Consider the following 13,400-nt stretch of genomic DNA (forward strand, 5'->3'; position numbering starts at 1 on the left):
CCCGTAAACCTGTACTATCCGGGACTGAAGTTGAAGACCACAGTCTGCACGGTTTCGCCGCCGGCGCTTTCAAAGCGCCACTTCTTGAGCGCGTCGAGTGCCGACTGCACCAGCACCGGATGTCCGCCCACGACCTTGGTGCTTCGCACCACCCCGGACGGCGCAATTACTACCACCACGCGCACCGTCCCAGCCAGACGCAATTGGCGGGCGATGTCGGGATAGCCGGGCTGCACCTGCACCCTGACACGCCGCGCGCCGGACCCTTCCTGCGCGGATGCGCTCCCAGCCGCCAGACCAGCAGCCAGCAAAGCCAGCGCCAGGACGCGGTGAAGTCGTCGAAAATTGCGGTGACGAAGCATGCGCTAATCAAAAGACGCAATGGGCCGGGGGTGACAATTGCAAACAAACTGCCAGCTTCCGGATCGGGACAAGCCTGATAAATGGTTTGTAAGTATTTGATGTGTAATATGTTATTCATGAACCACGTTTCCTCTCGGAAGCTGTTCGTTGCTGGATGACTGGATTCGTCTCACAATGAGACGAATTCCCCGCTTTGCAAAGTAGGAGCGGAGTTAAGGTAAATTGCTTGACTCAAAATGAGATTGCGCAGTAGTGTCCGTGTACTCACTCTCCCCTGAGGATCTCCAGCTCCTGTTTCGCTGAAGGCGAGGCATGGCCTCAACCGGCACTGAAAAAAGACTGGCTGCGCTCGCGGCCGGTGCTGCGCGTCCTGAAGACGCGTTTCAGCAGCTGTTGCTGCGGCTTTCGGCCGTGGCGGCCGAAGGCGGCGATTTCACTTCGCTCGTGCAGTTGCTGTGCGCTTACACCCGCCAGTTCTTTCAGGTGCACGGCGCCTACTACTGGAAGCTTCAGCCCGATGGATCGCTGCAAGGCGTGGCCGCCGAGGGACACATGGCGGCGCGGTTCGTGGGCAGCCACCTGCGCCTGAGCGATGCGTCGGTGGTGACGCGCGCCGTCCAGGAGCGGAAAGCGGTTTACGTCAACGATCCCGACGCCGCGCTTTATCCGATGGCGGCCGAGTACAACTCGCGCGCCGTCATGGCGGCCCCGCTGATCGTGAGCGGTGAAGCGATCGGCGCCTTTGTCCTGATTCACACTGCCGACCCCACCTTCTTTAATGAAGACCTGGCCGCCAAGGCGACGATCCTCGGCGCGGTCATGGCCACGCTGGTGGAAGCCTCGCGCATGGCGCAGGCCAGCCAGGAAGAGCGCCGGCGGTCGCAGGTGCTGGTGCGCTGCACGCGCGCGCTGCACTCCAGCCTCGACCGCCAGCAGGTGTTGCACGCCCTGGCCGAAGGAAGCCTGGAGCTGTTCCAGGGAAGGCTTGCCACCGCCGCCGTCGTGCAGGAAGGACGCGTGGCGAGCCTCGAGGTGGCCGGCGGACCGGCGGAGCTGGTGCAAGCCGTTCGCGGTGACATACCCGCTTGGTTGCGCGACGGCCTCATTGCCGTCGCCGAATCCGAAGGTCCGCAGTGGAGCGCCTTGCGCGGCCCATATCAACACCTGGCGCAGTTCACAGGCTCCTCGGAGGCGATCTCGGCGCCGCTGGCGAGCGGCGAGATTCGCGGGGCGGTGATCGTCTGCGCGGGCGAGAAGACGTTCGGCATTCCCGAGACCGCGCTGCTCGGCGTGCTCGGCGACTTCGGCGCCATGGCGCTGGCCAATTCGGAGCTCTATGCGCGCGCCAGCGCGCAGTCGCGCGAGCTGCAGCAGTTGCTCCAGATATCAGCGGAGTTGAGCGGAACCAGCGAGCTCGAGCGGTTCCTGCAGCAGTTCGTGGTGCGCGGCGCCGAGTTCCTGAACTTCAAGCGGTCGTTCATCGCTCTTTGCGAAGGCGACGGTTGTTACGTCCGCTGGGCGGCAGCCGATGGCGAAGCGCGGCGCCAGGAGCGCAAGCTCACCGGACGCATCACCGACCGCGTTCTGCTGCAGAAAAAGCCTTACTGGACAGACAATCCTGCCGCCGAGCCCGACATGGACATCGCGGCGGTGCACGAGCTCGATGTCAGGCAGTACCTGGCGGTTCCGCTGCTGGGGTCGAACGGGGAGGCGCTGGGACTTTTCGGCGTGCTCGACAAGCGCGTGGGCAGCCCGATCAGCGCCGAAGACGTGCGTCGCGCGCAGGCGCTGGCGGCGGAAGTCGCGGTGGTGCTGGAGAGCACGCGCAACCTGCACCTTTCCGAAGAGCATCGCCGGCGCGCGGAAAACCTGATGAGCCTGGCGCTGGAGCTGAATTCATCGCTTCGCCTGCCCGACTTCGTTCGCAGCTTCACGCTGCGCGCGGCTGACATGCTCGGCGCCCGCGCCGCCGCCCTGGCGCTGGCCCAGCGCGCCGCGCTGGAAACCGTCTTTTTCCACGACGAGGCGCATCCCGCCGACAAACAGGTCACGCGCCGCCTGAACCTGGCGCTGAGCGAGCTGGCCGCCAATCGCAGCGAAGAATTGATCCACGGAATGGCCGATGAAATCTTCGGACCCGGATTGGCGGAGGCGCTCGGCTGGATGGACGTGACGCTCGCCCGCCTGACGGGAGCCGACCACGAGCTGATCGGCATGCTCTGCCTGGTGGACCGCGGCAAGTCGCCCACCGCCACGGACCGAAATCTCCTGCAGGCGCTCGGCGGGCACGCGTCGGTGGCGATGGAGAACGCGCGGCTGTTCTCGCGCATCGCGCAGTCGAACAAGCAGTGGGCCGAGATCTTCGACGCCATCACTGACTACATCGTGGTCCACGACGAAGGCCACAAGGTGCTGCGCGTGAACCGCTCGCTGGCCGACTTCATCGGCGTGCGGCCGAATGAGCTGATCGGCGTGGGCATGCGCGCGCTCATCGCGATGGCGATCGAGCCGGGCGCGCAGCCGTGTCCGTTCTGCCGCGCCGGACAGGACGAGGATGACGAGTACATCCATCACGTCCTCGACCGGACCTACCTGGTTTCGACCTCGCGCATTCACGGGCCGCTGCACGAGGGACGCCAGACCATCCACGTGCTGAAAGACATCAGCGACCGGCGCGAGGCGGAACGCCGCTATCGCGAGCTGTTCGACAACATCCAGGAAGGCCTGTTCTTCTCCGTGCCCGACGGCCGCTTCATCGAGGTGAACGACGCGCTGGTGCGCATGCTCGGCTACGACAGCCGCGAGGAGCTGCTGCAAACCGATCCCAACACCCAGATCTACGTCTCGCCCGAGGAGAGCGCGAAGCTGCGGCAGGCGCTCGACGCGCAGGGCGTGGTGCGCAACTACGAACTCGCCATGCGCCGCAAAGACGGCACTCTGGTCCACACGCTGCAGAACACCTTCGCGGTGCGCGACCCGCAGGGCAAGCCGGCGCAGTATCGCGGGCTGATGCTCGACATCACCGAGCTGAAGAACTTCCAGTCGCAGCTCCAGCGCGAGCGCGACTTCAATTTAAAGATCCTGAACAACACGCTCAGCATGATCCTGGTGGTGGATACGGCCGGGCTCATTACCTACGCGAACCGCCGCTGCTTCGAGGCGGGCGGGTACACCGAGGCGCAACTGTTGGGGCGCAGGCTGGCCGAGCTGGTGGCGCCGTCGCGGCGCCAAGTGTTCGAGCAGGCGTTCAGCGCCGCCGTCGGCGGCCACCAGGGCGACAACCTGGAGCTGCAACTGGTGCGCGGGAGCGGCGGCCACGGGCACTTCTCCGTCAACCTCAGCCCGATGCGCGACGAGCAGGGCGCGGTCACCAGCATCGTCATCGTGATGACCGACATCACCGACGCCGCCATTCTCCAAGCGAAGCTGATGCACACCGAGAAGATGGCTGCCGTGGGCCAGCTCGTCTCCGGCGTGGCGCACGAGGTGAACAACCCGCTCACCGCGATTCTCGGCTTCTCCGACCTGCTGCTGGAAAAGCCCGATGTGCCGGAGAGCGCCAAGCGCGACCTGCGCATCGTGGTGCAGGAGGCGCATCGCACGAAAACAATCGTGCAGAACCTGCTGAGCTTTGCGCGGCAGGTGCCGCCGCGGCGCGAGCCGGTGCATTTGAATCCATTGCTGCGGCGGACGATCCAGTTGCGCTCCTACGACTTGGCGAATCACGGCGTGCAGGTGCGCGAGCAGTTCACCGAACCGCTGGCCAGCGTGATGGGCGATTCGCACCAGTTGCAGCAGGTGTTCCTCAACATTCTGAACAACGCCTACGACGCGGTCCGCGAGAGCGGCCGCCAGGGACTGATCGACGTGCGCACGGCGCCGACGGAAAGCCACGTCGAGGTTGTGTTCTGCGACAACGGCAACGGCATCGCGCAGCCGGAGCGCATCTTCGATCCCTTCTTCACCACCAAGGAAGTGGGCAAGGGGACCGGGCTGGGCCTGAGCATCTGCTACGGCATCGTGCGTGAGCACGGCGGCGAAATTCTGGCGGCCAACAATCCCGGCGGCAAAGGCGCAACGTTCACCGTCCGCCTGCCGCTCGCCGCGCGCCGCAGCCCAGGGGAAGCCGGGCCATGACGCAGGCGGCCAAAGCGGGGCGCCCGCCGGTCCTGGTGATTGAAGACGAGCCGTCGGTGATCGCCTTCATCCAGGCGGCCCTGGAGCGCAGCGGTTATCACGTGAAGCCGGTGGCCAGCGGCGCCGAGGCGCTCGAGTTGCTGCGCGACGGCGGCGATGACTATCTCGGCATCATTTCCGACATGCGCACGCCGGGAGGCGTGACCGGCGCCGACGTCTATGCCTGGATCACTTCGCACCGGCACGATCTGCTCGGGCGCGTTGTGTTCATCACCGGCGACACGGTGAACGAAGAGACGCTGCAACTGCTGCAGAGCACCGGCGCGCCCTGCATCGAGAAGCCGTTTCGCGTCCAACAGCTCATTGCCGCGGTGGAAGAAACCTTCGGGAGGAGCGCGTAGATGCACGACCTGAAGCTCCAGTTCCTGATCGTGGACGATCAGGTCACCATCCGCAAGCTGTGCACCACCATCGGCGCGTCGCTGGGCTTCGAGTGCGCTGAGGCGGAGAGCGCCGAGGCGGCGCTGGCCCACATCCAGAACAACTCGCCCGAGATCATCCTCGCCGACCTGCGCATGGACAACATGACCGGGCTGGAATTCCTGGAGAAGGTGAAGAAGGTCCTGCCGCGCACCGAAGTCGCCATCATGACCGGCTACGGCTCCATTGAGAGCGCGGTCACCGCCATGAAGCTGGGCGCGTACGACTACATCACCAAGCCCTTCCGCGTGGAGGAACTCAAGCTGGTGCTGGCGCGCATGGCGGAAAAAGTGCGCCTCGTGGCGGAGAACGAATTCCTGCAGGCGCGATTGGATTCCGACATCGCGCTGCACGGCATCGTCGGCTCATCGCCCAACATCCAGGACGTGCTGCGCATGGTGGCGCGCCTGAAGGACACCCGCACCCCGGTTCTCATCAGCGGCGAAAGCGGCACCGGAAAAGAGCTGGTGGCGCGCGCCATCCACTTCCACGGCAGCTTTGCCAAGCGGCCGTTCGTGGCGGTGGATTGCGGCTCGCTGGTGCCCACGCTGATCGAGTCAGAGTTGTTCGGATACGAAAAAGGCGCCTTCACCGGCGCCCTGCGATCGAAGGAAGGACTGTTCCAGGCGGCGAACGGAGGAACGATCTTCCTTGACGAGATCGGCGAGCTGCCCCCGGAGATGCAGGCGAAGCTGCTGCGCGTGCTGCAGGAGAAAGAAGTGCGCCCGGTGGGCAGCAATCAGCGCGTGCCGGTGGACGTGCGCGTGATCGCGGCCACCAATCGCGACCTGGAAGCCGCGTATCGGCAGGGAACGTTTCGCAAGGACCTCTACTTCAGGCTGAATGTGGTGACCGTGCATCTGCCTGCGCTGCGCGAGCGCAAGAGCGACATCCCGGCGCTGGTGCACTGGTTCCTGGAGCGGCACGCGCCCGGCCGGCGCGTGCAGATCACGCCCGCGGCCATGCGCTGCTTCATGGACTACGAGTGGCCGGGCAACGTCCGCGAGTTGCAGAACTGCATCGAGCGCGCGCTGGCGCTCGGCAATCAGTCGCAGATCGACCTTGCCGACCTGCCCGCGCCGCTCTACACACCAGCCGCAGAAGCCGCGCCCGGCGAAGCCGTCCCTGGAAACGGCGCGACCGACCTGGAAGAACTGGAGCGGGTCACCATTCGTCGCGTCTTCGAGCAGGTGGGCGGCGACAAGACCCTGGCGGGCAAAATGCTGGGTATCAGCCGCGCCACGCTTTACCGGAAGCTGAAGCGCTACAACATCCTGCGCTCGGCGATGGAAGCCGGCGCGGGCAACTAGGGCTGAGCCGGAGCCGTTTCAAGTTGAGACAGCCGGCCTGAACTTACGCCCGGGCGAAAGCTGCTCCCCACGATAAATCAATAACTTGTAGACGTTGCGCACTCCTCGTTTATTTGGCCGTCGCCGTGCACTATTGCCGTTGTTCTGGCAAAGCCCGCAACACCATAAATCAGACTTGTACCTGGCCGGACCTGCGAAGCGCAGGTTTGAGCGGCCTGGGAGGCCGAGAGTGCTGCGTCACAGGGCGACGATTCTCCGCGACAACTCCTCAATTCCGGCGCTGGCCCGCTTCTTTCCGCGGGCGGTGCCGATGCGTACCAGCGTTTCGATCAGCGGCACGGACCGCTGCGGCCGCGCTTTCAACGAGCAGACGCGCATCGAACTGGGCACGCCCACCGAGATGATTTTCACCTCGGCGCTGCCGTTTGAGAGCGGGGACAACCTGCGCGTGATCAACAAAGACGGGTCGCTGGACGTTACAGTCACCGTGGTGGCAACGCGCTACCACAACGGCAAGACGGCGGTTGCGGCGCGCGTGCTCGATAGCGCCGACAGCCTGCCGATTCGTAAACATTGAGCAGCGGCTTCTTCGAATGCAGGAAAGCGACAACAAAGCGCAGATCGTGCTGATCGTGGCCGGCGATGAGAGCCAGGCGCTGGCGCTGCAGGGCCGCTGGAGCAGCGATGCCGCCGCGCCGCAGTTCGTTGTCGCCAGCGCTTCGCGGGCCGCAGCGCAGGCCGTGAAGTGCGACCTCGCCGTGGTCGCCGGCCTTGCCGGCGAGCGCCTCGATCTTCTGCTGCAAGCCCTCTCGCGCATCGCAAAACTTTCTGTCGTGTGCTTCGCGGAGTCAGCCCAGACGCGCGAATACGGCGCGCCAACCATTGTGCTCCAGCAGCATGAAGACTGGATCGATACGGCCGTCGTTCTTGGCCGGGAAATTCTTCGCCGACAGCGGCTGGCGGAGATGGCGCGCCGGGCCGAAGAGGCCGCCGCGGCGTCGCTCGGTCATGCCACGGTGGGGCGCTACGTGCTGGAGATGCGTCACAACGTGAACAACGCGCTTACGTCGGTGCTCGGGAATGCCGAACTCCTGCTGATGGGCGAGGCGTTGGCGCCAGAGGTCCGCGCCCAGGTCGAGATCATCCACAGCATGACGATGCGCATGCACGAGATCATGCGGCGGCTCGCGTCGCTCGCGTCGGAAATGCGCTTCGCCACCGCCCCGTCTCAGTCTGAGACGCGCTTTCCACCCGAGGAACGGCGGTCGCGGCGCCTTCGCCACAGCGCCTAAGTTTTCTTCGCCAAATCTGTAACTTAGCGCTTCCGCGCCATTGCCTGCCGGGTTACTCGGTTGGAGTGCTGATTGCATTCTGCACGGCCAAGGACTAGTGTCGGCATGCTTTTTTCCACTGCACAGGCTGACATGAACGAGCCACGAGGTCGCTGGTGTGTTTTTCGCGCCGGGAGAGAGCTGTGTCTTCCCGCGGAGCAGGTTCATGAGATCCGCGCCTGGCCGGCGGTGGCCTGTTTGCCGCTCGCGCCTGGCCGCGTGCTGGGTTTGTTTGCGCTGGGCGATGAAGCGGTGCCGGTGATCGCAGTCCAGGCGGGCGATGGAGATTCCCCGGAATTCACGCATGTCCTGATCGCGGGCCGGTCCAGGGCGAGGTTCGCGATTGCGGCATGCGGGCCCCGGCTGGTGGAGCAGGAAACGCCGCCGGCGGAAGTCGTCGACACAAAGGGAATGCTGGCTGAACTGTGAGTGGTTGTGCGGGGGCGGGAGGAAAAAGTGAAAGGGCGGCTGAGTTCGGTCCTTTGGCGGACGATCGGAATTAACCTGGCGGCGTTGTTGGCGGTATTTGCGCTGGCCTACAGCGCGGGCGCGCGCAGCGGCGGCTTGTCGCTCGTCGACTTCGGCGCGCTGCCATTTGCTGCCGGTCTGCGCTTATGGATTGCGGCGCTCGTGGCAGTGATGGTTCTGTTCTCGCTGCTGTGGCTGGCGACGCGCATCCTGAAGCCGCTGAACGAGCTGACCACCTACGCGGAGACGATGGAGTGGCGCGAGGATTCCGGCACGCGGCCGGTTTCCAGCGACGATGATTTCGCTTTTCTTGCGGACCGCATAACCGAGCTTGCCCGGCGCATGGCTGCCGCCACCGCCGATCAGCAGGAACTGGCCTCGCTGCGGCAGCGGATCAGCGAATTCTCTGTGGCCGCATCGCAGGCGGCGAGCGGCGACCTCAGCGCCCGCGGCGTCGGCGGCGATGACGACCTGGGCCGCGCCATTGCCAACTTCAATCGCACCCTGGAAGCGGCGGGCGTGGTGTTGCAGTCGGGCCGCAAGCTGGCGCAGCAGCTCGCCGGCAATGCGGCGGATGCGCTCACCCTGTCGCAACACTCGGGGCGCACCGTCGGTGAGCAGGAGCGCGAGGTGGCCAACGCCACCGAAGCCTTCGCGGCGCTGCCGCCCTCCATCAAGCAGGTGAGCGACAACTTCGACGCGGTGCTGCGGGCTTCACAGCAGGCCGCCGGCGCGGTGCAGCAGGCGCACAAGCAGATCACCGGCACGCGCGGCGACCTGGACCGCATGGGCGCGGCGCTGGAGTCGGCGCGGCAGGCGGTGGAGAAGCTGCAGCAGTCCTCCGATTCGGCGCTGCAGATGCTGCATCCGCTGGCGCAGGTGACGGAAAACGCAACCCTGCTCGCACTGAACGCGGCCATCGAGTCGGCGCGCGCCGGCGCGGCCGGGCGCACGTCGCCGCTGGCCGCCGAGCGTTTCCGCGAGCTGGCCGAAGACGCCGCCAGCATCAGCCGCGGCATCGCGCAATTGATCTCCGGGATGAGCGAAGAGAGCGCGGCGCTGAAGCGCGCTCTGGAAAGCGAGCGGCGTGCGGCCGAGGCGTCGTCGCAGAACTCGGGGCAGGCGGCACAGGCGCTGGAAGGCGCGCTCGCGGCAGTGCAGGAGGCGAGCGCGCGCGCGGAAGTGATCACTGTTGCCTGCGCTCGCCAGGCCGACGCGGCGCGCACGGTGAGCGCGGCGCTGCAATCGGCCACCGACCTGCTCCGCCTCGCCGGCCAGCACGCGCGGCGCGGCACACTCAACGCCGAGCAGGCGGAGAAGCTGGCGCAGCAGCTCGCGGCGGCGCTGGCCGGGCTGCGCGCCTCACCGCTGGAAACCGCCCTCCTGAGTGACGCAGCCAAGTCGGCCGCCGGCAACAACGCGTAACACGATGAGCGAGCGCAAGGCCAAACTCGACGACGCCCAGATCGAGGACCTGGTCAGGCGCCTGGAGGGGCGCTCCGGCCTGGTTTTCGAAGGTGAGCGCCGCGCATGGCTGGCCGCCCAGGCGGAAGACTACGCGCGCTCCCGCCGCGTCGCGCCGGCGGACCTGTTGCGCGCGGTTGGCGCGTCAGCCGCCGAGTACGAGGGCCTGCTCGATCGCGTGCTCGCGTCGGAAGGAAAGTTTCGCCGTTACGCGGCCATCTTCGACGTCTTCGAGCGCCGCGTCCTGCCCGAGATGCACATGAAGAAATTCTGGGACCGGCCGCGCGCGCTGCGCGTGTGGAGCGCCGGGTGCGGAGCGGGCGAGGAGGCGTATTCCATCGCCATCAGCGTTCTGGAGACGCTCGCGTCGCTCGACGCCTGGAACATCGAGCTGCTGGGCTGCGATCTGAGGCGGCACGCCATCCAGACGGCCGAGCGCGGCGTTTACCCGCGCAGCGCCTTCAACTCCATGCCGCCCGAGCAGATCGAGAACTACTTCGCGCGCGCCGGAGAAATGCTCATGGTCAAGCCGCGTCTGCGCGGAATGGTGAAGTTTGCATGCGCCAACCTGCTCGAGGGCGAATACATGGGGCGCTTCGACTGCATCTTCTGCCTCGATGTGCTCGGCTGGCTGGCGCGGCCCCGCCGCGCGCATCTGCTGGAGCGCTTCCACGAGCACCTGGAGCCGGGCGGCTACCTGCTGCTCGCGCCCGGAGAGGCGGCCACGATGCAGTCGTACGGGCGCTTCGCCGCGGTGGAGCGCGAGGGCGAAATCGTGTTGCAGAAGCCCGCGGGCATCAGCCGCAACCTGGCCGTCGCCGGAGGCATGTGATGGACAACGTGCTCGACCTCTTCGACCGGCAGCCTGCCCCTGAGCCGAGCGTCGCGCTCGACCGGGCGCTCGCCGGGCTGATGGATCAGCGGCTGCGCCTGGAAGCGCGGCTGGCGGAACTCGATCGCGTGCGCGCGCAGTTCTCCGCCGCGCGGCTGGAACCTGCGCTGATGGCCGCGGCGTCGAAGCTCGAGGAGCAGATCCGCGAAATGGACCGCGACCTGACACGACTGGCCGACGCCATCCACGGGTTGCGCGTGGAGCTGGAGGCGCGCGCCCAGATCGCGCCCGGCGCCTTCGGCGCCATGGCGGTGCTGTTCGTCTCAGCCGGCGGGCAGCGCTTCGCCGTTCCCATAGATCAGGTGAAACAGGTTCGCGACCCGGATGGAAGTGCTGCCTCGCGTTTGGATGCGCTGCTGGGATTGCGGCCGGTTGCAACGCGCACCGCCCGTGTGCTGGTGGGTGAGGACCTGGCCGTAGTCGTCGACGAGGTCTTGCGCCAGGACGAAGTGCGCGTGCTGCCGCTGAGCACCGCCTTGGGCAGCATGAAGATCTACATGGGGGCGGCCCTCACCGCCGGCGACGTGCTGGTCCCCGTCCTCAACCTGCGCGAACTCACTCGTCGCCCCGCGTAGGTCCCACGCCGGACCGTCCCAAGCACTCCGGATGAGACAATGACTGGCATGTGGCGCGGCGCCAGCAACGAGGAAACCGGACCTGTCAGCGCGGAAAAACCACTTCGGCTCACGCTGGCTGAAATCACCGGCCGCGTCAGCTCACTCGTCCCGCCGGAAAAACTCGAGCCACCTGAGCGCGCCATTGACGACCTGCGGGCTTCAGGGATAACCGAGCGCATCCTTCGCGTCGGCGCGACGGCGCCCGATTTCGAACTAGTCGACCAGCGCGGGCAAGTGGTCCGCTCGGCGGACCTGCTCGTCCGCGGGCCGCTGATCGTCGTGTTCTTCCGCGGGCGCTGGTGCCCGTACTGCGTCGCTACCCTCGAAGCCTGGCAGGCGCGTTTGCCGCAGGTTCAAGCCGCAGGCGCCTCGCTGGTCGCCATCTCGCCGCAGAAGCCGCTCCACACCAGCTTCACCGCCGAGCAGCACAAGCTGACGTTCCCCGTCCTGAGCGACACAGGCAACGCGGTCGCGCGCCAGTTCGGGCTGGCGTACCGCGTGCCCGATTACCTTGAGCGCCACTACCGCGGCATCTTCATCAATCTGCCGAACTCGAACGGCGATCCGAGCTGGGAGCTGCCGCTGGCGGCAACGTTCGTGATCGCCGGTAAGGACGCGGGCGAGGTCGCCCGCGTCCGCACGGTCCGGTTTGCCTATGCCAGCCCCGACTTCAAGGACCGAGCGGAACCGGCGGACGTCCTCCGGGCGGCTGGTCAGAGTTGAGCATCGGGTGATGAGGCCGCCGAGGAAGGTCCATGGCCGCGCTGCCAACCGAGCCGAAGTGCTCGACTTCACCATCGAGCCGTTCGCATTCGGCGGTTTCAGCCTGTCCATCGCCTATCTCGGTCCCGAGAAAAGCAACGTAACCGCCGGCGGCGTGTGGCCCGATATCGAAAAAGCGAAGGCAATCGCCGAGCAGGCGGCCGGGCGTCTGTTGCGCGGAGCAACGGTTCGTTGGGATTCGGAATAACCAGCCCTGCGCGCGCTCGCGAGTTGCTAATTCCGCGCTGTTTACGCCATAATATGAGGCTCTGCCCGCTGCGGCTGCGCCTGAGGTGCGCCCTCCCGGAGTCAGAACCGGTTTCCCGGTAAGCACAAGAAAGGACAACATTTTCCAGTGTTAATGATTCGTCTTTCGCGCGTTGGTGCGCGCAAACAGCCCTACTATCGCGTGGTGGTGATTGACAAGCAGCGCGCGCGCAATGGACGCTCGGTGGAGGTGGTGGGCACGTACAACCCGCGCACCAACCCGGCGACCGTGGACCTGGACCGCGAGCGCGTTGATTACTGGCTCTCGAAGGGCGCGCAGCCGTCGGAAACCGTGAACAAGCTGCTGCAGAAGCCCGCGCCGGCGCCCACCGCGGCCTAGCCGCGTTAAGCAGCGCCGCCATACCACGTCCCAACGGCAGAAAGAGAGGCCGCTTATGACAGGAGAGAGCGGGGACATGCGCGCCCTAGTGGAGGAAATCGCCAAGGTGCTGGTGGACGATCCGAGCCAGGTGTCGGTCGAGGCGGTGGACGAGGGTGGCGAAACCGTCCTGGAGTTGCGCGTCGCCGAGAGCGACCTCGGCAAGGTGATCGGCAAGCAGGGGCGCACGGCGCGCTCGCTGCGCACCATCCTGGCGGCCGCGAGCATGAAGCTGCACAAGCGCTACACGCTGGAGATCATCGAATAGCCGGCCGCACGAAGGACGAGCGCGATCAGCCGGGCCGCGACCTGGTGAGCATCGCGCGGATCATCAAACCGCAGGGAAGGCGCGGCGAAGTTGCCGCCGAACTGCTCACCGATTTTCCCGGGCGGTTTGCTGAACGCAAGCATGTTCACCTGCTGTTGAAGAGCGGCCAGTGGCGCGGGCAGCTCAGCGGGTTTGAGATTGAAGACTTTTGGCCCCACAAAGGCCGCATGATTTTGAAGTTCCGCGGCGTGGATTCGATCTCCGACGCGGAAAAGCTGGCCGGCGCCGAAGTGCAGATCGAGCGAGGCCAGCGCGCGCCGCTGGAAGGCAACGCAGCCTACGCCGGCGACCTGGTGGGATGCGCGGTCGTCGAAGTTGGCCGAGAGACGCCCCGCCAGTTGGGCGTGATTGACGATGTTCTCGCCGGCGCCGGCGAAGCGCCGCTGCTGGTGGTAAAGAGCGGCAGCAGGGAATTGCTGGTCCCGTTCGCGGAAGAGTTCCTGCGGAAGATGGACGTTGGCGGGCGGCGGATCGAGGTTGCGCTGCCGGAAGGCCTGCTCGCACTCGACGCGCCTCTGAGCGCGGCAGAGAAGCAGGAGCAGCACCGGGGCGCAGAAACGAAAGGCAAAAGGAAAAAGGAAAAAGGAAAAAGTTAAAGCGCT

16 protein-coding genes are annotated in these 13,400 nt (G+C 66.1%); 14 read left to right on the forward strand and 2 right to left on the reverse strand.

What is annotated here, in order from left to right; translation table 11 throughout:
• Positions 1-14 precede the first annotated feature (14 nt).
• Positions 15-362 carry an energy transducer TonB gene (locus VFA60_08170; protein HZQ91750.1) on the reverse strand — a complete coding sequence of 116 codons (348 nt, stop codon included), beginning with the start codon at positions 360-362 and terminating at the stop codon, positions 15-17.
• Positions 363-675: 313 nt separating this feature from the next.
• On the opposite strand from VFA60_08170, the gene VFA60_08175 reads away from it, so the two are divergent.
• The 13 genes from VFA60_08175 to VFA60_08235 all read left to right on the forward strand — a co-directional run bounded on the left by VFA60_08175 (position 676) and on the right by VFA60_08235 (position 12,738).
• On the forward strand, positions 676-4,500 hold the full coding sequence (locus VFA60_08175; protein ID HZQ91751.1) for a PAS domain S-box protein: 3,825 nt from the start codon (positions 676-678) through the stop codon (positions 4,498-4,500).
• The gene (locus VFA60_08180) at positions 4,497-4,901 is read left to right on the forward strand and encodes a response regulator (protein HZQ91752.1); all 405 of its coding nucleotides are present in this window, start codon (positions 4,497-4,499) and stop codon (positions 4,899-4,901) included. Before VFA60_08175 ends, VFA60_08180 begins: the two co-directional genes overlap by 4 nt.
• Positions 4,902-6,290 (forward strand): sigma-54 dependent transcriptional regulator, encoded by a 1,389-nt coding sequence (locus tag VFA60_08185; GenBank protein HZQ91753.1) that lies wholly within the window; start codon positions 4,902-4,904, stop codon positions 6,288-6,290.
• A gap of 229 nt (positions 6,291-6,519) precedes the next feature.
• Positions 6,520-6,867, forward strand: a complete 348-nt coding sequence (locus VFA60_08190; GenBank protein HZQ91754.1) for a hypothetical protein — start codon at positions 6,520-6,522, stop codon at positions 6,865-6,867.
• Positions 6,868-6,883: 16 nt separating this feature from the next.
• Positions 6,884-7,582 (forward strand): histidine kinase dimerization/phospho-acceptor domain-containing protein, encoded by a 699-nt coding sequence (locus VFA60_08195; GenBank protein HZQ91755.1) that lies wholly within the window; start codon positions 6,884-6,886, stop codon positions 7,580-7,582.
• A gap of 105 nt (positions 7,583-7,687) precedes the next feature.
• A complete protein-coding gene (locus VFA60_08200; protein HZQ91756.1) occupies positions 7,688-8,050 on the forward strand; it encodes a chemotaxis protein CheW in 363 nt (120 codons plus the stop codon).
• Positions 8,051-8,077: 27 nt separating this feature from the next.
• Complete coding sequence (locus VFA60_08205) at positions 8,078-9,514, forward strand: methyl-accepting chemotaxis protein (protein ID HZQ91757.1); 1,437 nt, start codon at positions 8,078-8,080, stop codon at positions 9,512-9,514.
• Positions 9,515-9,518: 4 nt separating this feature from the next.
• The gene (locus tag VFA60_08210) at positions 9,519-10,385 is read left to right on the forward strand and encodes a protein-glutamate O-methyltransferase CheR (protein HZQ91758.1); all 867 of its coding nucleotides are present in this window, start codon (positions 9,519-9,521) and stop codon (positions 10,383-10,385) included.
• On the forward strand, positions 10,385-11,020 hold the full coding sequence (locus VFA60_08215; GenBank protein HZQ91759.1) for a chemotaxis protein CheW: 636 nt from the start codon (positions 10,385-10,387) through the stop codon (positions 11,018-11,020). The genes VFA60_08210 and VFA60_08215 overlap by 1 nt, the downstream gene beginning before the upstream one ends.
• 39 nt (positions 11,021-11,059) lie before the next feature.
• A complete protein-coding gene (locus VFA60_08220; GenBank protein HZQ91760.1) occupies positions 11,060-11,785 on the forward strand; it encodes a peroxiredoxin-like family protein in 726 nt (241 codons plus the stop codon).
• A 58-nt stretch (positions 11,786-11,843) separates the two neighbouring features.
• Complete coding sequence (locus VFA60_08225) at positions 11,844-12,032, forward strand: hypothetical protein (GenBank protein HZQ91761.1); 189 nt, start codon at positions 11,844-11,846, stop codon at positions 12,030-12,032.
• A gap of 153 nt (positions 12,033-12,185) precedes the next feature.
• Positions 12,186-12,431 (forward strand): 30S ribosomal protein S16, encoded by a 246-nt coding sequence (gene rpsP, locus VFA60_08230; GenBank protein HZQ91762.1) that lies wholly within the window; start codon positions 12,186-12,188, stop codon positions 12,429-12,431.
• A gap of 76 nt (positions 12,432-12,507) precedes the next feature.
• The gene (locus VFA60_08235; GenBank protein HZQ91763.1) at positions 12,508-12,738 is read left to right on the forward strand and encodes a KH domain-containing protein; all 231 of its coding nucleotides are present in this window, start codon (positions 12,508-12,510) and stop codon (positions 12,736-12,738) included.
• On the opposite strand, the gene VFA60_08240 is transcribed toward VFA60_08235, so the two are convergent.
• A complete protein-coding gene (locus tag VFA60_08240; protein ID HZQ91764.1) occupies positions 12,714-12,956 on the reverse strand; it encodes a hypothetical protein in 243 nt (80 codons plus the stop codon). The genes VFA60_08235 and VFA60_08240 overlap by 25 nt on opposite strands.
• On the opposite strand from VFA60_08240, the gene rimM reads away from it, so the two are divergent.
• Positions 12,840-13,394 carry a ribosome maturation factor RimM gene (gene rimM / locus VFA60_08245; protein HZQ91765.1) on the forward strand — a complete coding sequence of 185 codons (555 nt, stop codon included), beginning with the start codon at positions 12,840-12,842 and terminating at the stop codon, positions 13,392-13,394. The two genes, VFA60_08240 and rimM, sit on opposite strands and share 117 nt — an antisense overlap.
• Positions 13,395-13,400 lie beyond the last annotated feature (6 nt).

This window comes from Terriglobales bacterium, from assembly GCA_035651995.1.
GTDB lineage: Bacteria > Acidobacteriota > Terriglobia > Terriglobales > Acidobacteriaceae > DASRER01.

Bases quoted from the DNA above. Each gene is read 5' to 3' on its own strand.
- VFA60_08210 (HZQ91758.1), top strand. From the start codon at position 9,519: ATGAGCGAGCGCAAGGCCAAACTCGACGACGCCCAGATCGAGGACCTG.
- VFA60_08175 (HZQ91751.1), top strand. From the start codon at position 676: ATGGCCTCAACCGGCACTGAAAAAAGACTGGCTGCGCTCGCGGCCGGT.
- VFA60_08220 (HZQ91760.1), top strand. From the start codon at position 11,060: ATGACTGGCATGTGGCGCGGCGCCAGCAACGAGGAAACCGGACCTGTC.
- VFA60_08215 (HZQ91759.1), top strand. From the start codon at position 10,385: ATGGACAACGTGCTCGACCTCTTCGACCGGCAGCCTGCCCCTGAGCCG.
- VFA60_08170 (HZQ91750.1), bottom strand. From the start codon at position 362: ATGCTTCGTCACCGCAATTTTCGACGACTTCACCGCGTCCTGGCGCTG.
- VFA60_08180 (HZQ91752.1), top strand. From the start codon at position 4,497: ATGACGCAGGCGGCCAAAGCGGGGCGCCCGCCGGTCCTGGTGATTGAA.
- VFA60_08185 (HZQ91753.1), top strand. From the start codon at position 4,902: ATGCACGACCTGAAGCTCCAGTTCCTGATCGTGGACGATCAGGTCACC.
- VFA60_08195 (HZQ91755.1), top strand. From the start codon at position 6,884: ATGCAGGAAAGCGACAACAAAGCGCAGATCGTGCTGATCGTGGCCGGC.
- VFA60_08235 (HZQ91763.1), top strand. From the start codon at position 12,508: ATGCGCGCCCTAGTGGAGGAAATCGCCAAGGTGCTGGTGGACGATCCG.
- VFA60_08200 (HZQ91756.1), top strand. From the start codon at position 7,688: ATGCTTTTTTCCACTGCACAGGCTGACATGAACGAGCCACGAGGTCGC.
- rpsP (HZQ91762.1), top strand. From the start codon at position 12,186: ATGATTCGTCTTTCGCGCGTTGGTGCGCGCAAACAGCCCTACTATCGC.